We start from the raw sequence: 20,249 nt of genomic DNA on the forward strand, positions 1-20,249 counted from the left end.
ATAAATTGAAATCTTCTAAAAACTCTGATACATTGAAATAGAAATGTAGTTTCACAATATTGTAAAGGCTTACAGTTATGTGCACGAAGATCTATTAGGATTGGAGGAAATAATGATGAAAGCTGAAGAAAAATTTTCCCCGGGATTAGATGGTATAGTGGCAGCGGAGACGAAAATCTCGTTTCTTGACACAGTAAAAGGTGAAATTGTAATTCAAGGGTATGACTTAATCGAACTCTCAAAAACAAAAGAGTATTTAGACATTGTGCACCTTTTATTGGAGGAACACCTACCGAATGAAGATGAAAAAGCAACACTTGAAAAGAAATTAAAAGAAGAATATGCAGTACCAGAAGGTGTATTTAACGTACTAAAGGTATTGCCTAAAGAGACGCATCCCATGGATGGATTACGTACAGGTGTGTCAGCGTTAGCTGGTTACGATAATGATATCGAAAACCGCTCGTTAGAAGTGAATAAAAGCCGAGGGTACAAGCTGTTAAGTAAAGTGCCAAACATTGTAGCGAATAGCTATCATATTTTAAATAATGAGGAGCCAATTGAACCTCTTAAAGAATTATCTTATAGTGCGAATTTCTTCTATATGTTAACTGGAAAAAAACCAACTGAACTTGAGGAAAAGATCTTTGATCGTTCCCTTGTTTTATATAGTGAGCATGAAATGCCAAACTCTACATTTACAGCTCGCGTTATTGCATCAACACAATCAGATTTATACGGTGCTTTAACAGGTGCAGTTGCATCTTTAAAAGGAAGTTTACATGGCGGTGCAAATGAAGCGGTTATGTACATGCTTTTAGAAGCTGGTAATGTTGAAAAGTTTGAAGAGTTATTACAGAAGAAACTATATAACAAAGAAAAAATTATGGGCTTTGGACATCGTGTATACATGAAGAAGATGGATCCAAGAGCATTGATGATGAAGGAAGCTTTAAAGCAGTTATGTGATGTGAAAGGTGATTATACACTATATGAAATGTGTGAAGCTGGAGAAAAGATTATGGAGAAGGAAAAAGGAATTTATCCAAATCTTGATTATTACGCAGCTCCAGTATATTGGATGCTTGGTATTCCAATTCAACTGTACACACCAATTTTCTTTAGCTCTAGAACAGTAGGACTTTGTGCGCACGTTATTGAGCAACACGCGAACAATCGTTTGTTCCGTCCACGTGTAAATTATATTGGCGAGCGACATGTGCTTAGTAAATAAGAACAACTGGGGAGTTGTTAGCACCGCCCGCCAGATGGGTGTTTGACCGACACCCATCATTAATAATAACGAATTTTCGACAGAAAGGGAAGAATTGCATGATTAAAACAAATGAAATTAAACAAAAAGATGCGTTATTAGAAGAAATTACGGATTATGTATTAAATAAAGAGGTAACAAGTGCAGAAGCATTCAGTACTGCTCGTTACGTCTTACTTGATACGCTTGGATGTGGAATTTTAGCACTACAATATCCAGAATGTACGAAATTATTAGGACCAGTTGTTCCAGGAACAATCGTGCCAAATGGTACACGTGTACCAGGTACGTCATATGTACTTGATCCAGTGAAAGGTGCATTTAATATCGGATGTATGATCCGTTGGTTAGACTATAACGATACTTGGCTTGCAGCAGAGTGGGGACATCCATCTGATAACTTAGGCGGAATTTTAGCAGTTGCAGATTATATTAGCCGTGTTCGTATTTCAGAAGGAAAAGAACCATTAAAAGTACGTGAAGTACTAGAGATGATGATTAAAGCACATGAAATTCAAGGTGTACTTGCTTTAGAAAACAGCTTAAACAGAGTTGGTCTTGACCACGTATTATATGTAAAAGTAGCAACAACTGCAGTAGTTGCAAAAATGCTTGGCGGAACACGTGAAGAAATCTTTAATGCATTATCACATGCATGGATTGATAATTCTAGTCTTCGTACATATCGTCATGCTCCAAATACGGGTTCACGTAAATCATGGGCAGCAGGTGATGCAACGAGCCGCGGTGTTCATCTTGCAATGACTGCTCTAAAAGGTGAAATGGGTTATCCAACAGCATTATCTGCGCCAGGATGGGGATTCCAAGATGTATTATTCAATAAACAAGAATTAAAATTAGCAAGACCATTAGAGTCATATGTAATGGAAAATGTATTATTTAAAGTTTCATATCCAGCAGAATTCCATGCACAAACAGCTGCAGAATGTGCTGTGAAACTACATCCAGAAATTAAAGAAAGATTAGATGAAATTGACCGTATTACAATTACAACTCATGAATCAGCAATTCGTATTATTGATAAAGAAGGTCCATTAAATAACCCAGCTGATCGTGATCATTGCTTACAATACATTACGGCAATTGGCTTATTAAAAGGAGATATCGTTGCAGACGATTATGAAGATGCAGTAGCAAATAATCCACGTGTAGACGAATTACGTGATAAGATGGTTGTTGTTGAAAACAAGCAGTACAGTTTAGATTACCTTGACCCGAACAAGCGCTCAATCGCCAACGCTGTTCAAGTTCACTTTAAAGATGGCACAGTAACAGAAAATGTGGAATGTGAATATCCACTTGGTCATCGTTTCCGTAGAGATGAAGCAATTCCAAAAGTTGTTCAAAAATTCACTGCAAATATGGCAGGTCATTATTCTAGTAAGCAACAAGAACAAATTCATGAAGTTTGTTTAAATGAAGAAAAACTAGAAAATATGAATGTAAACGAATTTGTAGATCTATTCTTAATTTAATAATAGGGGGAATTTAGAATGGCTTGGGTTGTGAAAAAGCAGTCAACACAAGAGGAGCTTGCGAATCGATTCCGAGCTTTAGTAGAAGCAAATGAAATTTTGCAAATTCCAGGTGCTCATGATGCAATGGCGGCTTTAGTTGCAAAAAATACAGGTTTTTCAGCTCTTTATTTATCCGGAGCTGCTTATACTGCAAGTAAAGGTTTACCCGATTTAGGTATCGTGACGTCTACTGAAGTGGCTGAGAGAGCAAGAGATTTAGTAAGAGCTACAGACTTGCCTGTTCTTGTTGACATTGATACAGGATTTGGTGGTGTACTAAATGTAGCGAGAACAGCTGTAGAAATGGTGGAAGTGAAAGTGGCAGCTGTCCAAATTGAAGATCAGCAATTACCAAAAAAATGTGGACATTTAAATGGTAAGAAACTTGTTACTACAGAAGAATTGGTTCAAAAAATTAAAGCGATTAAAGAAGTTGCACCGAGCTTATACATTGTAGCACGTACAGATGCTCGCGGAGTAGAAGGCTTGGATGAAGCGATCGAAAGAGCGAACGCCTATGTAAAAGCAGGTGCAGATGCGATATTCCCTGAAGCGCTTCAATCAGAAGAGGAGTTCCGTCTATTTAATAGTAAAGTAAATGCACCTTTACTTGCGAATATGACTGAGTTCGGGAAAACGCCGTATTATAGTGCAGAGGAATTTGCGAATATGGGCTTCCAAATGGTTATTTATCCTGTAACTTCACTTCGTGTTGCAGCGAAAGCGTATGAGAATGTGTTTACTTTAATTAAGGAAACAGGTTCTCAAAAAGATGCACTTTCTAGTATGCAAACGAGAAGTGAATTATATGAAACAATTTCATATCATGACTTTGAAGAACTCGATACTGGAATTGCAAAAACAGTATTATCAGAGGATCAATAGATAAAACAACTAAGGCGATGAGGATACATCTTTGGCAAAACGAACTGCTTGATGTGAAAATTCATCGTCTTCTGTTTTCAAAAATAAGATATTCCACTCATCGTAGACGTGCATAAGTAGTAGCAAGTAAGGCCGAAATGATAGGGGGATTCAGATGGAGAAAACGAAGTTACCATGGGATGAATTTTTTTCACTTAATAAAGATGTGCATCATACTTTCTTTACGCCAGAAGATTTTTCAGGAGATGAAGATTTAATCGCAAAAACAACAGAACAATTTGTTAAACAAGAAATTGTTCCACAAATGGAGAATATTGAACAACATAACTATAAAGTTTCTCGTCAATTATTTGAAAAAGCTGGAGAACTTGGATTATTAAGTATCGAGGTCCCAGAAGAGTACGGCGGTTTTGAGTTAGGAAAGGCAGTTTCAGGGCTTGTAGCAGAAAAAATGGGATACGCTGGTGCATTTAGCGTTTCATTTAATATACACGCAGGTGTAGGTACATTGCCTTACATATATTACGGAACGAAAGAACAAAAAGAAAAATATTTGCCGAAAATTGCGTCTGGAGAATGGATTGGGGCTTATGCTCTAACTGAGCCAAATGCTGGATCGGATGCTTTAAGTGCAAAAACGAGTGCTGTATTAAATGAAGATGGTACTGCTTGGAAGTTGAATGGTGAGAAGCAGTGGATTACAAATGCTCATATGGCAGATGTATACGTTGTTTTTGCGAAAACAAATGAAGGAATGACAGCGTTTATTGTCGAAAGAACATGTGAAGGTGTATCCATTGGACTAGAAGAAAAGAAAATGGGGATTAAAGGTTCTTCAACGGCTACGCTTATTTTAGAAGATGTTGTCATCCCTGTTGAAAATGTTTTAGGGGAAGTTGGGAAAGGGCATCACGTAGCTCTTAATATTCTTAATTTCGCTAGACTAAAGCTTGCTTTTGGAAATATTGGAACAGCAAAACAAGCAATTGGTTTGTCGGTTCAATATGGAAAAGAGCGAAAACAGTTCCAAACGGAATTAGTAGACTTTACGATGATTCAAGAGAAAATTGCAAATATGATCATTGCTACATATGGAGCAGAAAGTGCAGCCTACCGTACAGCAGGTGTAATTGATGAAGCAATTAATGAGAGCGATGAAGATCTTATGAAGAAAATGTCTCAATTTGCCATTGAATGTGCACTTAATAAAGTAAATGCTTCTGAAACACTTGGCCATATCGTAGATGAAGCTGTACAAATTCATGGTGGTTATGGTTATATGCAAGAGTACGAGGTAGAACGATTATATCGTGATGCTAGAATTAGTCGTATTTTTGAAGGAACGAACGAAATTAATAGATTAACAGTTGCCAAAATGTTAATGAAGCAAATGGAACAAATTGAAGATACTGAAGTAGAGATTGATGTAGCAAATGTCGAAAGAAACCATCGTTACATTTTATTAGCGAAAAAATTGTTGAAACAATCTTTGAAAACGCTCTCTAAAACTCCAGGGTTAAAAATTGATCAAGAGCAAGAATATTCACGTGTAATATCAAATATGTTGACGGATGTGTACGTCATGGAAGCAGCGTTTTTACGTACGAGAAAAGCGGTAAGTAAAAATGGTGAGGAAAAAGAACGTACAAAGCAACAAATAACGGATGTTATTTGTGAAGAAGGATATCGTAAAGTAGAAGAAGCGGCGATTTCTGTACTTTCAGCGGCTGTTACAGAAGAACAAGATAGACACGTAATTTTAGCTGAAATTCGTCAATTATTAGTGCCTTTATACACGAACGTATTTACAAAAAAGAGAGAAGTTGCGAAAGCTATTATAAATCGTGGAAAGTATATTGTGTAAATAGGAGGAAAGCGATATGAAAAAGATTGGTTTTATCGGTTTAGGTAACATGGGTCTTCCGATGTCTAAAAATTTAGTTAAATCGAGTTACACAGTATATGGTGTGGATTTAAATAAAAATGCTGAAGCTTCCTTTGAAAAAGAAGGAGGAATTATCGGTCTATCAATCTCAAAACTAGCAGAAACATGCGATGTGATTTTTACAAGTTTACCTTCACCTCGCGCTGTTGAAGCAGTATATTTTGGGCAAGAAGGATTATTTGAAAATAGTCACGCGAATGTAGTTTTAATTGATACAAGTACTGTATCTCCACAGTTAAACAAACAGTTAGAGGAAGCTGCAAAGGAAAAGAAAGTGGACTTTTTAGCAGCACCTGTTAGTGGTGGGGTAATTGGAGCTGAAAACCGTACATTAACGTTTATGGTTGGTGGATCAAAAGAGGTATATGAAAAAACGGAATCTATCATGGGCGTATTAGGCGCGAACATTTTCCATGTTAGTGAGCAAATTGATAGTGGTACGACTGTTAAATTAATTAACAATCTATTAATTGGTTTTTATACAGCTGGTGTGAGTGAAGCTTTAACATTAGCGAAAAAGAACAATATGGATTTGGATAAAATGTTTGATATTTTGAATGTAAGTTACGGTCAAAGTAGAATTTATGAGCGCAATTATAAAAGTTTCATTGCATCAGAAAACTACGAGCCAGGTTTTACTGTGAATTTATTGAAGAAAGATTTAGGGTTTGCAGTTGATTTAGCGAAAGAAAGCGAACTGCACTTACCGGTAAGCGAAATGCTATTAAACGTATATGAAGAAGCAAGTGAAGCTGGGTATGGTGAAAACGATATGGCCGCTTTATATAAGAAAGTTAGTGAACAATTAATTTCTAATCAGAAATAATAGACTTATATACATCATAAAAAAGGAGAGAATATAATGATTACAACTGAAATTAAACGAGTAAAAAATCATATTAATGGTGAGTGGGTAGAATCTACTGGTATAGAAGTAGAGGCAGTTCCGAATCCAGCGACTGGAAAAATTATCGCTTACGTTCCGCTATCTCCGAAAGAAGATGTTGAAAAAGCTGTTGAAGCAGCAAAAGCAGCATACGAAACATGGTCTAAAGTACCAGTTCCGAATCGTTCAAGACAATTGTATAAATATTTACAGCTTTTACAAGAAAACAAAGAAGAACTTGCAAAAATCATTACGCTAGAAAATGGTAAAACATTAACGGATGCAACTGGTGAAGTGCAGCGTGGTATTGAAGCAGTAGAACTTGCAACATCAGCACCAAATTTAATGATGGGACAAGCACTTCCGAATATTGCTAGCGGAATTGATGGATCAATTTGGCGCTACCCAATTGGAGTTGTTGCTGGTATTACACCGTTTAACTTCCCAATGATGATTCCATTATGGATGTTCCCACTTGCAATTGCTTGCGGTAATACATTCGTATTAAAAACATCGGAAAGAACGCCACTTTTAGCGGAGCGACTTGTAGAATTATTCTATGAAGCAGGTTTCCCAAAAGGCGTATTAAATTTAGTGCAAGGCGGAAAAGATGTTGTAAATAGCATTTTAGAAAATAAAGATATTCAAGCTGTTTCGTTCGTTGGCTCTGAGCCGGTAGCTCGTTACGTATATGAAACAGGTACGAAACACGGAAAACGTGTACAAGCGTTGGCAGGTGCGAAAAACCATGCGATTGTAATGCCAGATTGCAATCTTGAGAAAACTGTACAAGGTGTAATTGGATCTGCATTCGCAAGTAGCGGAGAGCGCTGCATGGCATGTTCAGTAGTAGCGGTAGTAGATGAAATTGCTGATGAATTCATCGACGTACTAGTAGCAGAAACGAAGAAGCTAAAAGTAGGTGACGGTTTCCACGAAGATAACTATGTTGGACCATTAATTCGTGAATCTCATAAAGAGCGCGTATTAGGCTATATTAATAGTGGCGTAGCAGATGGCGCAACTTTATTAGTAGATGGCCGCAAAATTAAGGAAGAAGTTGGAGAAGGTTACTTTGTAGGTGCGACAATTTTTGATGGTGTAAATCAAGAAATGAAAATTTGGCAAGATGAGATTTTTGCTCCAGTATTAAGCATCGTAAGAGTTAAAGATTTAGAAGAAGGTATTAAATTAACAAATCAATCTAAATTTGCAAACGGTGCGGTTATTTATACGTCAAATGGTAAACATGCACAAACATTCCGTGATAACATCGATGCTGGCATGATCGGTGTAAACGTAAACGTTCCAGCACCAATGGCATTCTTCGCATTTGCAGGAAACAAAGCTTCATTCTTTGGTGATTTAGGTACAAATGGTACAGATGGCGTTCAATTCTATACACGTAAAAAAGTTGTAACTGAGCGCTGGTTTTAATAAAGAGTAGACAGCGAAATCAGTTGTTAAATGAAAAACACCACTCTGAAGATGTGGTGTTTTTCATCTTGTTAATTACTTTTTTCAAAAGCTAGTTTAATACCAAAACCAATTAAGACAATTCCTGTTAATCCTTGAATATAACGTTGCGTCCTTGTTTTTTTCATAAAAGCACTAATTTTATCAATTAAAAATATATAAAAAGCGAACCATATAACTGTTAAAACGAGGTAAGTAAGGCCCATTACGAGAAGTTGGATAAACGTATTATGATTTGGATTTAAAAATTGCGGTAAAAAGGTTAAAAAGAAGACTGCGACTTTAGGGTTTAATAAATTCGTAAGAAACCCTTGGCGAAAGCAAGACGTGTGTTCGTTTTCATTATTCAAAGCTATATTATTCGTATCAACGCTTTCTTTGTTTCTTACTGCTAAAAGGGCTTTAATACCGATATAAATTAAATATAGGGCTCCAACGTACTTGAAAATAGAAAATAAAAGAGCTGACTTTACAATAAGTGCGGAAAGTCCGATTACTGCTGCTAAAGTATGAATCAACAGTGCAACACATGTACCGAACACTGTTTTCACGCCACCCACCTTACCAGCAACCAATGTATTTTTCGTAGTCATTGCAGTATCAGGACCGGGTAAAATAATAAGACAAATAGACATAATAATGAAAAGAAAATAATTTTCAATCATAGTCGCTCCTCCTTTTTTATTTTTAGAATATTAAATTAAAATTAGTGTAGCACAAAAATGGATTTAATAAAATTAAAATTTATTAAAAATTATTAAATGAAAAAAGGCCATATAGTAGCTGTAATTACACTACTATATAGCCTCGATTTTATCCCGCTATTTGCAGGTAGTAAGATTTCCACCGCACAAGATTTAGCTGAAGAAAAGAAGTGAGGTGGGGGGATGAACAAAACAACCACTTATTAAAGTTTCACTTTATGCATTAAGTAAGTTAAAGAACCGATTTACATCTTCTTCTGAAACATCACTTAACTGCGTATATTTATAATTCGGATTTTGATCTTTATCAACGACAACAGAGCGTACTCCTTCGAAGAAATCCGCATGTCTCATGAAATTTTTAGCAAGTACAAGGTCGGTAGCGAAACATTCTTCAACGGACTTATCTTGGCCATCGATAAACTGTTTTAATGTTACTTTTAACGAAATAGGGGATTTTGATAATAGTGTTTCTTTCGTTTTTATAGCAAAGGAACTTGGGTCTTTCTCCAATGAATGGATGATCTCTTCAATTGTATCGAAAGCAAAATGTGAATTAATTTCTTCTAATGAAGGAGCAAGCTCGCTTTCTAAGTTTGGAGCAGTTGCAAATGTACGAATGACTTCTTTTAAATTAGTATGTACATCATCTTCTTTATGCCAATTTATACTTTCCAGTTCAGTAAGGAAATTTGGTAATGAATCAGATGTCATAAAGTAATCGGCAGCGTTTATAAATAAAACGTCAGCAGCTTTTAAAATAGATGCCGTTAAAGCAACATAGCGGCCAGCAAACCCTGGAGCTTTATTTAAGAAATAAGCAGCACCGACATCTGGGAAGAAGCCGATATTCATCTCTGGCATTGCCCATTTCGTACGCTCAGTTACAATTCGATATTTCGCACCATTTGTAAGACCGACACCACCACCCATTACAATTCCATCTAAACAAGCGATGATTGGTTTTTTATATTGATAAATATATGTATCAATTTCATACTCTTCTTCAAAAAAATGTTCCGCATGCTGTAATGCAGCTTCATTTGAACGTGCTTCATAAAGAGTTTTAATGTCGCCGCCTGCACAAAAACCTTTTGTGCCAGCTCCTTTTAATACGATAAGCGCGATTTGCTCGTCATTTTCCCATTCTTTCAGTTTTTGCCCAATTGGTTGTAACATGTCGTAAGATAAAGAATTAAGTGCTTTTGGGCGGTTTAAAGTAATTGATGCAACTCCGTTTTCACTAACAGAAAATAAAACGTGTTCAGTCATAATTCATCCTCCCTTATATATCTTCTTATTCTTAATTCTTGATACGTACTGAAATGTCCTTTATAAAATTTGTCTAAAGTTGGCGATACATGTTAATTTGCCCAATGCATATTTTGACGAGTTATATTTGCAGGATTTTGGAGGTTGAAAATGAATATTACAACATTACTGTAATTGTAATTATTTGAAGTTATCATGATAAACACGCTATTATATAGGTATAAATTGTACATAATCACCTTAAAAAGGGTATTTGAAATGATTATGATAAAAGAAAAATTGCTTTTCATTAGAAATAGAGAAAGGAGAAATCGGAATGCCAGGACCTTTACTGTTGTCGGTGATTATTTTGTCTTCTTTAATGATAGGGATAACTCAATTTTTTCATCATACAGATACGACAGAGGAAGTGAAGGATAAAGTACGTCTCGTATTTCCGATTTTTATCATATCTATTTCTCTTTGTATTTTATTAAATAAGGATGGGTACATTGTTGCTGTATTTTCATTTTTTGTAGCGATCGTTTTAATTACAGTTTTATATTATGTAATGAAAGATTTTATACAAAAATAAAGATGTCACATGAGACATTTTTATTTTTGTATAAAATAAAATTTCACATACCGTATTATATGTAAAAAATAAAAAACATATAGCGATAGAAAAGTATGTACTTTACTGTGTATTTACTTGTCAATCTTGCATAGCCAATATACTATTAATAGTGTAGAGATTAGAAAAAGGGGTTGTATCTATCATGAAATTTGAGATGCACACAAAAATTATTTCAAATGAAAAAGAAGTAAGGTTACATATAGAAGAAAACATATTTCAATTAAAATTGGATGGTTATCACTTATTTACAGTTCAAGAAATATTACCTTTATATAAATCAAATGAAGAAAGAATTGGTAGTGCAATGATACAAAAGTTAGAGTGGGAGAACGGAAAAACTACTATAAACTATCAACTCGTATCACTAAATTCAGTAAATTAAAAGGAGCAGGAAAATATGAAGCTATTTCATACAGCAGATTGGCATTTAGGAAAGCTTGTTCATGGCGTGTATATGACTGAAGATCAAAAGATTGTATTAGATCAGTTTGTGCAAGCTGTTGAGGAAGAAAAACCAGATGCCGTAATTATTGCAGGGGATTTATACGACCGAGCAATTCCACCTACAGAAGCAGTAGACTTATTAAATGATGTTTTACAAAAAATAGTCATTGATTTACAAACGCCAGTTATTGCAGTCGCAGGAAACCATGATAGTCCAGATCGTATTCATTTTGGTAGTAGTTTAATGAAGAAACAAGGATTATTTATTGTGGGACAATTTCAATTCCCATATGAGCCAATTATATTAAATGATGAATATGGCGAGGTTCATTTCCATCTCGTTCCATATGCGGATCCAAGTATAGTGAGACATGTATTGAAAAATGAAGACGTACGTTCTCATGATGATGCGATGCGTATTTTTATGAATGAGCTTTCTGAAACGATGGATAAAGAAGCTAGACATGTCTTTGTTGGTCATGCATTTGTAACTTCTGCGGGCGAAGCGGAGGAGAATACAAGTGATGCAGAACGACCACTTTCAATTGGTGGTGCTGAATACGTAAATAGTCATTATTTTGATAAGTTTCATTACACAGCGCTTGGACATTTACATCAAGCGCATTTCGTACGTAATGAGACGATTCGATATTCAGGTTCGCCAATTGCATATTCTATTTCTGAAGAAAAACATAAAAAGGGATATTATATTGTGGAACTGGACAAGCAAGGTGAAGTAACAATTGAAAAAAGGTTACTTATACCACGCCGGAAAATGCGAACAGTAGAAGCGAAAATAGATGAATTATTACAACATCCAGTAAGTGAAGACTACGTATTTGTAAAACTATTAGATGAAAATCCTGTCTTGCAGCCAATGGAGAAAATACGTTCTGTATATCCAAATGCAATGCATGTTGAAAGATCTATTCAAAGACGAGAATTCACAGAGTCAAATGAAGTAACTGTTTCAAGACATAAAATGGATGATTTATCACTATTAAAGGCTTTTTATAAAGAAATGAAAGGCTTAGAGTTATCAGAAGAGAAAGAACGTCTATTTGTAGAAGTATTACAAACAGTGCAAGAACGGGAAGGTGAACGAGGATGAGACCGATTCAGCTTATTATGACGGCATTTGGCCCATATAAACAGAAAGAAGTAATCGATTTTAACGATCTTGGAGATCATCGTATTTTCGCCATTTCTGGGAATACAGGAGCTGGAAAGACAACGATTTTTGATGCGATTTGTTATGTATTATATGGTGAGGCAAGCGGAGAAGAACGTAGTGATACGAGCATGCTGCGCAGTCAATTTGCTGATGATAATATGTATACTAGTGTAGAACTAACCTTTCAGCTAAAAGGGAAACGTTATGAAATAAAACGACAACTTGGACATAAGAAACAAGGGAACAAGACGATTACGGGACATGCAGTAGAATTATATGAAGTGATTGATGAAGAGAAGGTTCCAGCTGTTGATCGTTTCCATGTAACGGATGTAAATAAAAAAGTGGAAGATTTAATTGGTTTAAGTAAACATCAATTTAGCCAAATTGTTATGTTACCGCAAGGGGAATTCCGTAAACTATTAACATCTGAGACAGAAAACAAAGAAGAAATTTTGCGTCGTATTTTCAAAACAGATCGTTATAAGTTAATGCGTGAGTTACTTGATCAAAAACGAAAACAATGGAAAGACGTCTTACAAGAAAAGCAAAAAGAGCGAGAGTTATTTTTCCGTAATGTTTTTAAATTACCAATACGAGATGGATCATTATTAGAGACATTAGTGGAACAAGAACATGTAAATACCCATCAAGTAGTTGAGGCATTAGAACAAGAGACAGCTGCGTATAAGGCAGAGGTGGAGCAATTACAAGTAGAACAAGATGTTCAAACGAAGCAATTAAAGGATGCTGAAATACGTTTTCATGCAGCGAAATCTGTAAATGAGAAATTTATAGATTTACAACAAAAGAATGAGAAATATAATACTTTAGAAGAAAACCATACAGTGATTGAAATGAAAGAAAAATCTTTTAAACGTGCGGAACAAGCGAAGCGCTTATTACCATTTGAACAATGGTACGAAGAAGCAATGCAAAATGAGCAGAAGGTTGAAAGTTTGTTGAAACAAATAATCGCCAGAAAAGAAGTTATAACGAATAGCTTTGAATTAGCTCAGGAGAAATATGAAGCAGTAAAGAATAAAGAACCTGAGAGAGAAGATGCAAAAAAACTTGTTCAAAGGTTAGAAGAGTTACAACCGATTATTGCATCATTAGCTGAGAAACAGTTGAATTTACAAAATGCAGAACTTCAGGTAGGGAAACTAAAAGAAAGTATGCAAAACTTAGATCGACAATTAGAAGAGCATACAAATCAAAAACAGCTAATGTCTGGTGAATTACAACAGTTAGAACGTGCGCTTGAGCAATATGTAGCTAAAGTAGAAGAACTAACGAATATGCGAGAAGATGCAAAAGTTTTAAACCAAGCATATGATGTTTGGCAAGAAAAACAAAAATTCGAGCAAGAAAAAGAAGCGGCATACAATAAGATGCAATTGGCAGTTAATGCATATGAAAATATGGAACGCCGCTGGTTAAGTGAGCAAGCTGGTATATTAGCTCTTCATCTACATGATGGCGAATCTTGTCCAGTATGTGGTAGTACGAACCATCCGAAAAAAGCTACAGAGCAAAGTAATGCAATCGATGAAAAAGAGTTAAATGATTTAAGAGATAAGAAGAATGTTGCTGAAAAATTACATGTTCAATTAGAGGAGAAATGGAATTTCTATCAACTTCAATATGAGCAAGTAATAGAAGAGGTTAAGAAGCGAGGCTATCGCTCGGAAGAATTAGCTGAAACATATAGTGAGCTTGTTCAAAAGGGAAAACAATTAGCAAGTGAAGTGAATACGTTAAAAGCAAGCGAAGAAACGCGTAAGCAAATTGCTGTGAATATAAAAAGCGTAGAAGAAAAAGTAGATGCACTTCAGAAGCAAAAGCGTGAGGTAGAAGCAGAGCAGCACCGTATAGAAATGGAGGGTATGCAGCTTCGTACGTCATATGAACATGATAAGAAAAACATTCCTGAAAATTTACAAACGGTCCAAGCTTGGAAAGTACAGTTTGACCAAGCCATGCATGAACTCAGATTAATGGAGGACGAATGGAAGAAGGTACAGGAAGCGTATCAACATTGGCAAAATGAAAATATACGTATTCAAGCAGAACAGGAAAGTGCTTCTAATCAATTTGAAAGTACAAAATTGAAGAAAGAAGAGACGTATACGCGCTTTATGAAAGAGCTTGAGCAGAGCGGATTTACAGATCAATCCACGTATAAAGAGGCCAAATTAAATGATATCGCGATGGAGATGTTACAAAAAGAAATTCAAAGCTATTATTCATCTCTTGAAGTACTTGCAAAACAAATTGAAGAGTTACGTGCTGAATTAAAAGATAAAGAGTATATGGATATTACAGCGTTAGGTGAACATATAAAAGATTTAGAAATAAATCTCGATATCATTAAAGAAAAACGTCAACGTGCACAAAATGCGGTAACATATATTTCAGATTTACATGAAAATATTAGACGTATTGATGAGCAAATTCATGAGGAAGAAAAAGCGTTCCAAGAACTTGTTGATTTATATGAAGTAATGAAAGGTGATAACGAAAGCCGTATATCATTTGAACGTTACATTTTAATTGAGTATTTAGAACAAATTGTTCAAATTGCAAACGAACGATTACGTAAATTATCAAATGGACAATTTTATTTAAAACGAAGTGAACGAGTTGAAAAGAGAAATCGTCAAAGTGGATTAGGTTTAGATGTATACGATGCATACACTGGCCAAACACGCGATGTAAAAACATTATCTGGCGGCGAGAAATTTAATGCATCGCTTTGCTTAGCGCTTGGAATGGCAGACGTCATTCAAGCATATGAAGGTGGTATTTCCATCGAAACGATGTTTATCGACGAAGGATTCGGTTCATTGGATGAAGAGTCATTAACAAAAGCGGTTGACGCCTTAATTGACTTACAAAAATCAGGCCGATTTATCGGTGTCATCTCACACGTTCAAGAGCTGAAAAACGCAATGCCAGCTGTATTAGAAGTAACGAAGCAGAAGGATGGGTGTAGTCAGACTCGGTTTGTAGTGAAGTAAGTTCAATTGTAATTTATGTTCAAAGTATTGTTTACGATTTTCCAGTATAGAACTTATGATAAAATAAATGCCTCCTCTGTATTGAGGAGGCATTTATTTGTTATTGAGAATTATATAATTCACTTATGAGTTATCTGTAGAAGGCGGCGTATTCTCCAAACGATTATAAGTTTTAAAGGCCGAAATTGCGGATATAACGCCACCTACTAAAAATAAAACCGATCCGCCGACTAAAATGATACGACTGACATACGTTTCGCGCGCTTCTTCAATTTCTTCTTGTAACATTGTAGGCATTTGAATTCCCCCTAAACAACAATTATTTTGTAGATAGTATATACAAATGCCTAAAATATGTTAAAATCACTGGATAGTGTTATGAGGAAGTATATAGTTAGAGGTGAATTGTTTGAAAAATCTTCATTACAAATTTATGCTAACTTCACATAGAGCACATATTAACATTGTATTATGTATATGTACCAAATAAATAAAGTGAATTGAATTTATTTCTGTTTTTAAAAATTTAAAATTCTATTATTTTTATATAAAGGTTTCACATCGGAGTTTTAAATATTTTGGAAATAGATCTAAATAAAAGGAATTCATATAAAAGGGGAATGTCTTATGACAACATATACGAGTGAAATGAGAAAAAGTTTAGTTTCAGAAGAAGATGTAGATATTTTAAAAATTATGGCGCACCCAATCCGCTTACAAATTGTAAATGAATTAAGTACGAGAAAAACTTGTAATGTAACACAATTAACAGAATTACTAAATATTCCACAATCGACTGTTTCGCAACATTTATCCAAAATGAAAGGTAAAGTGTTACGAGCTGAAAGAAAAGGTTTAGAAATTTATTATCACATTAACAATTTAAAAGCGAGTAAGATTGTAAGTGTTTTAGGATATATAAACTAATGAAGTATTTTCATATAAAATAGCCGCTGCTGGTGAGCAGCGGCTATTTTGTGTTGTTTTATTCCGTATTAGTTGTCTGTAAACGCCGATTAAAACTTAACTTTATGTATTCGCATTCAAAATTTTATAGTTTTTATGATTTACAATTGTTCGATCAAATTCAAAAGTACCACCGCTTACATTTGTAATTTCAACTAAGACCGATTCAGTATAAAGTTTTAGTACAGACCCTGTAATCTTTAAATTATTTCGTTGAAAAAGTATAGTATCCCCTACGTTTGCTTTCATAGTACCTCCTCATTAAAGACAGAAATATTTTTTTATTATATATATTAAACCACGTATAGATATATTAGTGAATATTTAGTTTTATTTATCAATAAAATATTTTTTATTTTATAAAAAATAAAGTGCATCGTAGTGTAAAAATAGTTTTTTTGGTTGTATAGGAAAATCAAAATTTTGTAATCTAGCCATGATATAACTTGAGACATAATTTTTATAAAAGAAGATGATAAAACAGCGGTAAGTGGTATGGATGCAAAACATGATAATAGCTATTTACGTATTTAATAATTCGTTTTTTGTATTTCGTCCTGCGTTTTCTGTAACTGATTCCATGTTTTTGACGCTTTATATTGTAATCGCTTACATAAAAAGAAACATCTTATACAATGAAAGTGTTAAATCAAAAGAGGTGACCAAAATGAACATGAAAAAAGAAAATTTAGCGAATTGCATGGAAATAGAAATAGGAGGCGGAAAGGTATGAAAAAATCAACCGTTAATCCATGGCTTGTTGTCCTTGGCACAGTCATCGTACAAATGGGGCTTGGGACGATATATACATGGAGTTTATTCAATCAGCCTTTAGTTAGTAAATACGGATGGAGTCTTAATGCAGTTGCTATAACTTTCTCAATTACTAGTCTTTCCTTAGCATTTTCAACTTTATTTGCGAGTAAATTGCAAGAAAAATGGGGACTTCGTAAACTTATTATGATAGCTGGACTAGCATTAGGACTAGGATTAATACTTAGTTCACAAGCCTCCTCATTAATATTGCTTTATGTACTAGCAGGAGTTATTGTAGGGTATGCAGATGGTACAGCATATATCACTTCATTATCCAATTTAATAAAGTGGTTTCCAAAGCGTAAAGGTTTAATTGCTGGAATTTCTGTCTCTGCATATGGTTCAGGTAGCTTAATCTTTAAATACATTAACGCACAGTTAATTGAATCAGTTGGTGTATCGCAAGCATTTATATACTGGGGTTTAATTGTTACAGCTATGATTGTAATTGGCGCTTGTTTAATTCATCAAGCTGCAGATCAAGGAGCAGTTCATGAAACAAAAACTAAGGAATATACAACGAAAGAAATGTTAGGCACAAAACAAGTATACTTATTATTTATTATGTTATTTACATCATGTATGAGTGGCTTATACTTAATCGGTATGGTAAAAGACATTGGTGTTCAACTTGTAGGGCTTAGCGCAGCGACAGCAGCTAATGCGGTCGCTATGGTTGCAATCTTCAATACATTAGGTCGTATTATTCTAGGACCGCTATCAGATAAAATCGGCCGTTTAAAAATCGTTACTGGTACTTTTGTTGTTATGGCGAGTTCAGTCTTAGTTCTAAGTTTCGTAGATTTAAATTACGGTATCTACTTCGTATGTGTAGCAAGTGTAGCGTTTTGCTTCGGTGGAAATATCACTATTTTCCCAGCTATTGTTGGTGATTTCTTCGGTATGAAAAACCATAGTAAGAACTACGGAATTGTGTATCAAGGATTTGGATTTGGAGCGCTTGCAGGTTCCTTTATCGGTGCACTTCTAGGTGGATTCAAACCAACGTTCATGGTAATCGGCGTATTATGTGTTGTATCATTTATTATCGCAATTTTAATTCAAGCACCTAAGCAGAAAAAAGAACAAGAAGAAGAGTATCGCAGCGTAGCATAAGTATATAAATCTTCTATAACACTATAATTATGAAAAAGCATCCTATTAAATAGGGTGCTTTTTTATGAATTACAACTTGTGGAATTTTCTTGAGGAAAAAAAGTGAGTAAAACATCCATTTGGATTATATTGGAATATAATAAATTGACACATTATATTCAAAATACGTATTAAATCTTAAATTATAAATCCGACATACATCGGTAATTGCAAGGAGTATTTTATCGGTATTTTCAGAAAAATGTTGAGAAAATATATACTTGAGTTTTTGGTAAGGCTTTGTAAATGAAGGCATCTACAGTTAATCTTCTTCAATTTTAAAAAGAGGAGTATGAATTAAATTTTTAATGTAAGTACTTATTAATGCTTTTGGATGTAATTGTATTGAGAAGCACTAAAATATTTTATCTGAAAAATAAAAATAGGTTGACAAGTTCATTGAGAAAGATTATCATTTCAGTGTAAGAACATTAAATGAAAAACATTATCAATGAATAATATTTTGATGAAAAGTACACTTGACCAATTAGTTTAGTAAGTGTATTATTTTTAAATCAATAATGATAATCATTATCATTATTGATTTGGTTAGATTAATTTTTAAATGAAAGGATAGAGGAAATGAACTTAGGGGAATTTGATGGGAAAACGGTTTTAGTAACAGGTGCAGCCCAAGGTATAGGTAGTGTTGTTGCTAAAATGTTTTTAGAAAGAGGAGCTACAGTTATTGCGGTTGATCAAAATGAAGAGGGATTAAACATACTCTTAAATGAAACACGTATGAAAACGTTTCGTTTAGATGTGAGTAATAGTGCCGCTGTTGAAGATATAGTAAACCGTATTGAAAATGATATAGCACCAATAGATATATTAGTAAATGTTGCAGGGGTTTTACGTATGGGAGCAATTCAATCTTTAAGTGACGAAGATTGGAATAAAACATTCTCTGTAAATTCTACAGGAGTTTTCTACATGTCCCGTGCAGTAAGTAAATATATGGTGCAAAGAAAGTCAGGGGCAATTGTTACAGTTGGTTCAAATGCAGCAAATACCCCGAGAATGGAGATGGCTGCGTATGCTGCATCAAAAGCTGCAACGACGATGTTTATGAAGTGTTTAGGATTAGAACTTGCAGCGTACAACATTCGCTGTAACTTAGTTTCTCCAGGTTCTACTGAAACTGAAATGCAAAGATTACTATGGGCTGATGAGAATGGAGCAAAAAATATAATTGCTGGTTCTCAAAGTACATATAGACTCGGTATACCGTTACAAAAAATTGCACAGCCGTCAGAAATTGCTGAAGCGGTATTGTTTTTAGCTTCAGATAAAGCGAGTCATATTACAATGCACAATTTATGTGTCGATGGCGGAGCTACATTAGGAGTTTAATAAAAAAACCAGGGGGTTACTATACTATGAATGAATTTACGGCTGTAAAGGAACTGTCGGAAAAATTATTAGATGATTATAAGACTGAATCTTCATTCTTTTTCGCCTCGCCAACTCGAACAATATTGACAGAAGGAGAGTTTACTACAGTAAAACATCGTGAAATTGAAAGTTTTCCAGAGCTTGTGCAAGCAGTATTAAGTAATGCAAAACAAGCAGGAAATCCGAACCCTATTGTTGTTGGTGCTTTACCATTTGATCGTAGAAAAGAAGTTCAACTTATCGTACCAGAATATAGCAGAATTTCTGAGCGTTTACAATTAGATACAAAAAATCAGCTTGAAACAAATGAGAACTTAACATTTGAAATGACGCCCGTACCAGATCCTGAAGTTTATATGAATGGTGTGAAGCAAGGGATTGAAAAAATACAGGACGGAGATTTAAAGAAAATTGTTCTATCAAGATTGTTAGATGTTAAATCTTCCGAAAAAATTGATAAGCAAAAACTTCTTCGAGAATTAGCAGAGCATAATAAGCATGGTTATACATTTGCTGTGAATTTACCGAAAGATGAAAACGAGAATAGTAAGACATTAATTGGAGCAAGTCCTGAATTACTCGTTTCACGTAATGGTATGCAGGTTATTTCTAATCCGTTAGCTGGTTCAAGACCACGTAGTGATGATCCGGTAGAAGATAAAAGAAGAGCAGAGGAATTGC

Annotated in this window: 18 protein-coding genes; 14 read left to right on the top strand and 4 right to left on the bottom strand. The window is 34.7% G+C overall.

Features of this window, described 5'->3' with window-relative positions; translation table 11 throughout:
• Nucleotides 1–112 precede the first annotated feature (112 nt).
• The 6 genes from mmgD to CO726_RS26535 all read left to right on the top strand — a co-directional run bounded on the left by mmgD (nt 113) and on the right by CO726_RS26535 (nt 7,964).
• Nucleotides 113–1,234: a citrate synthase gene (gene mmgD, locus CO726_RS26510; RefSeq protein WP_136699862.1), complete on the top strand. Its 1,122-nt coding sequence runs from the start codon at nt 113–115 to the stop codon at nt 1,232–1,234.
• Nucleotides 1,235–1,332: 98 nt separating this feature from the next.
• Nucleotides 1,333–2,769 (top strand): 2-methylcitrate dehydratase, encoded by a 1,437-nt coding sequence (gene prpD / locus CO726_RS26515; protein ID WP_099686239.1) that lies wholly within the window; start codon nt 1,333–1,335, stop codon nt 2,767–2,769.
• An 18-nt stretch (nt 2,770–2,787) separates the two neighbouring features.
• Nucleotides 2,788–3,696: a methylisocitrate lyase gene (gene prpB, locus CO726_RS26520; RefSeq protein ID WP_099686240.1), complete on the top strand. Its 909-nt coding sequence runs from the start codon at nt 2,788–2,790 to the stop codon at nt 3,694–3,696.
• A 154-nt stretch (nt 3,697–3,850) separates the two neighbouring features.
• Nucleotides 3,851–5,560, top strand: a complete 1,710-nt coding sequence (locus CO726_RS26525; protein WP_099686241.1) for an acyl-CoA dehydrogenase family protein — start codon at nt 3,851–3,853, stop codon at nt 5,558–5,560.
• Between the two features lie 16 nt (nt 5,561–5,576).
• A complete protein-coding gene (locus CO726_RS26530) occupies nt 5,577–6,467 on the top strand; it encodes an NAD(P)-dependent oxidoreductase (RefSeq protein ID WP_099686242.1) in 891 nt (296 codons plus the stop codon).
• A gap of 36 nt (nt 6,468–6,503) precedes the next feature.
• Complete coding sequence (locus CO726_RS26535) at nt 6,504–7,964, top strand: CoA-acylating methylmalonate-semialdehyde dehydrogenase (RefSeq protein ID WP_099686243.1); 1,461 nt, start codon at nt 6,504–6,506, stop codon at nt 7,962–7,964.
• Nucleotides 7,965–8,035: 71 nt separating this feature from the next.
• On the opposite strand, the gene CO726_RS26540 is transcribed toward CO726_RS26535, so the two are convergent.
• Complete coding sequence (locus CO726_RS26540; RefSeq protein ID WP_099686244.1) at nt 8,036–8,668, bottom strand: LysE family translocator; 633 nt, start codon at nt 8,666–8,668, stop codon at nt 8,036–8,038.
• A 255-nt stretch (nt 8,669–8,923) separates the two neighbouring features.
• Nucleotides 8,924–9,979, bottom strand: a complete 1,056-nt coding sequence (locus CO726_RS26545) for an enoyl-CoA hydratase/isomerase family protein (protein WP_099686245.1) — start codon at nt 9,977–9,979, stop codon at nt 8,924–8,926.
• A 316-nt stretch (nt 9,980–10,295) separates the two neighbouring features.
• On the opposite strand from CO726_RS26545, the gene CO726_RS26550 reads away from it, so the two are divergent.
• The 4 genes from CO726_RS26550 to CO726_RS26565 all read left to right on the top strand — a co-directional run bounded on the left by CO726_RS26550 (nt 10,296) and on the right by CO726_RS26565 (nt 15,236).
• Nucleotides 10,296–10,553, top strand: a complete 258-nt coding sequence (locus CO726_RS26550) for a hypothetical protein (protein WP_099686246.1) — start codon at nt 10,296–10,298, stop codon at nt 10,551–10,553.
• A gap of 184 nt (nt 10,554–10,737) precedes the next feature.
• Nucleotides 10,738–10,977: a DUF2584 domain-containing protein gene (locus tag CO726_RS26555; protein ID WP_000667348.1), complete on the top strand. Its 240-nt coding sequence runs from the start codon at nt 10,738–10,740 to the stop codon at nt 10,975–10,977.
• Nucleotides 10,978–10,992: 15 nt separating this feature from the next.
• Nucleotides 10,993–12,150, top strand: a complete 1,158-nt coding sequence (locus tag CO726_RS26560) for an exonuclease SbcCD subunit D (RefSeq protein WP_099686247.1) — start codon at nt 10,993–10,995, stop codon at nt 12,148–12,150.
• A complete protein-coding gene (locus tag CO726_RS26565) occupies nt 12,147–15,236 on the top strand; it encodes an SbcC/MukB-like Walker B domain-containing protein (RefSeq protein ID WP_099686248.1) in 3,090 nt (1,029 codons plus the stop codon). The genes CO726_RS26560 and CO726_RS26565 overlap by 4 nt, the downstream gene beginning before the upstream one ends.
• A 123-nt stretch (nt 15,237–15,359) precedes the next feature.
• On the opposite strand, the gene CO726_RS31980 is transcribed toward CO726_RS26565, so the two are convergent.
• Nucleotides 15,360–15,533, bottom strand: coding sequence for a hypothetical protein (locus tag CO726_RS31980; protein ID WP_099686249.1), 174 nt, complete (start codon nt 15,531–15,533; stop codon nt 15,360–15,362).
• 330 nt (nt 15,534–15,863) lie between these two features.
• Between CO726_RS31980 and CO726_RS26575 the strand changes: the two genes are divergently transcribed.
• A complete protein-coding gene (locus CO726_RS26575) occupies nt 15,864–16,163 on the top strand; it encodes an ArsR/SmtB family transcription factor (RefSeq protein WP_098760748.1) in 300 nt (99 codons plus the stop codon).
• A gap of 102 nt (nt 16,164–16,265) precedes the next feature.
• Here CO726_RS26575 and CO726_RS26580 read toward each other — a convergent pair whose 3' ends face one another.
• Entirely contained in the window at nt 16,266–16,451 is a 186-nt protein-coding gene (locus CO726_RS26580; protein ID WP_000646789.1) for a YkvS family protein, read from the bottom strand.
• A 480-nt stretch (nt 16,452–16,931) separates the two neighbouring features.
• Here CO726_RS26580 and CO726_RS26590 point away from each other — a divergent pair, with 480 nt between their 5' ends.
• The 3 genes from CO726_RS26590 to CO726_RS26605 form a co-directional block, all read left to right on the top strand.
• A complete protein-coding gene (locus CO726_RS26590; RefSeq protein ID WP_099686250.1) occupies nt 16,932–18,134 on the top strand; it encodes an L-lactate MFS transporter in 1,203 nt (400 codons plus the stop codon).
• A gap of 621 nt (nt 18,135–18,755) precedes the next feature.
• Nucleotides 18,756–19,526, top strand: a complete 771-nt coding sequence (gene dhbA / locus CO726_RS26600; RefSeq protein ID WP_099686251.1) for a 2,3-dihydro-2,3-dihydroxybenzoate dehydrogenase — start codon at nt 18,756–18,758, stop codon at nt 19,524–19,526.
• Nucleotides 19,527–19,552: 26 nt separating this feature from the next.
• A partial coding sequence (locus tag CO726_RS26605; protein WP_169513090.1) for a chorismate-binding protein occupies nt 19,553–20,249 on the top strand: 697 nt, incomplete at its 3' end.

Source organism: Bacillus fungorum, from assembly GCF_002746455.1.
Classification (GTDB): Bacteria; Bacillota; Bacilli; order Bacillales; family Bacillaceae_G; genus Bacillus_A; species Bacillus_A fungorum.

Coding starts and splice junctions, on each gene's coding strand:
- CO726_RS26590 (WP_099686250.1), top strand. CDS start 16,932: ATGAAAAAATCAACCGTTAATCCATGGCTTGTTGTCCTTGGCACAGTC.
- CO726_RS26575 (WP_098760748.1), top strand. CDS start 15,864: ATGACAACATATACGAGTGAAATGAGAAAAAGTTTAGTTTCAGAAGAA.
- prpB (WP_099686240.1), top strand. CDS start 2,788: ATGGCTTGGGTTGTGAAAAAGCAGTCAACACAAGAGGAGCTTGCGAAT.
- CO726_RS26550 (WP_099686246.1), top strand. CDS start 10,296: ATGCCAGGACCTTTACTGTTGTCGGTGATTATTTTGTCTTCTTTAATG.
- prpD (WP_099686239.1), top strand. CDS start 1,333: ATGATTAAAACAAATGAAATTAAACAAAAAGATGCGTTATTAGAAGAA.
- CO726_RS26565 (WP_099686248.1), top strand. CDS start 12,147: ATGAGACCGATTCAGCTTATTATGACGGCATTTGGCCCATATAAACAG.
- CO726_RS26555 (WP_000667348.1), top strand. CDS start 10,738: ATGAAATTTGAGATGCACACAAAAATTATTTCAAATGAAAAAGAAGTA.
- CO726_RS26535 (WP_099686243.1), top strand. CDS start 6,504: ATGATTACAACTGAAATTAAACGAGTAAAAAATCATATTAATGGTGAG.
- CO726_RS26530 (WP_099686242.1), top strand. CDS start 5,577: ATGAAAAAGATTGGTTTTATCGGTTTAGGTAACATGGGTCTTCCGATG.
- CO726_RS26545 (WP_099686245.1), bottom strand. CDS start 9,979: ATGACTGAACACGTTTTATTTTCTGTTAGTGAAAACGGAGTTGCATCA.
- CO726_RS26525 (WP_099686241.1), top strand. CDS start 3,851: ATGGAGAAAACGAAGTTACCATGGGATGAATTTTTTTCACTTAATAAA.
- CO726_RS26560 (WP_099686247.1), top strand. CDS start 10,993: ATGAAGCTATTTCATACAGCAGATTGGCATTTAGGAAAGCTTGTTCAT.
- CO726_RS26540 (WP_099686244.1), bottom strand. CDS start 8,668: ATGATTGAAAATTATTTTCTTTTCATTATTATGTCTATTTGTCTTATT.
- dhbA (WP_099686251.1), top strand. CDS start 18,756: ATGAACTTAGGGGAATTTGATGGGAAAACGGTTTTAGTAACAGGTGCA.
- CO726_RS31980 (WP_099686249.1), bottom strand. CDS start 15,533: ATGCCTACAATGTTACAAGAAGAAATTGAAGAAGCGCGCGAAACGTAT.
- CO726_RS26580 (WP_000646789.1), bottom strand. CDS start 16,451: ATGAAAGCAAACGTAGGGGATACTATACTTTTTCAACGAAATAATTTA.
- mmgD (WP_136699862.1), top strand. CDS start 113: ATGATGAAAGCTGAAGAAAAATTTTCCCCGGGATTAGATGGTATAGTG.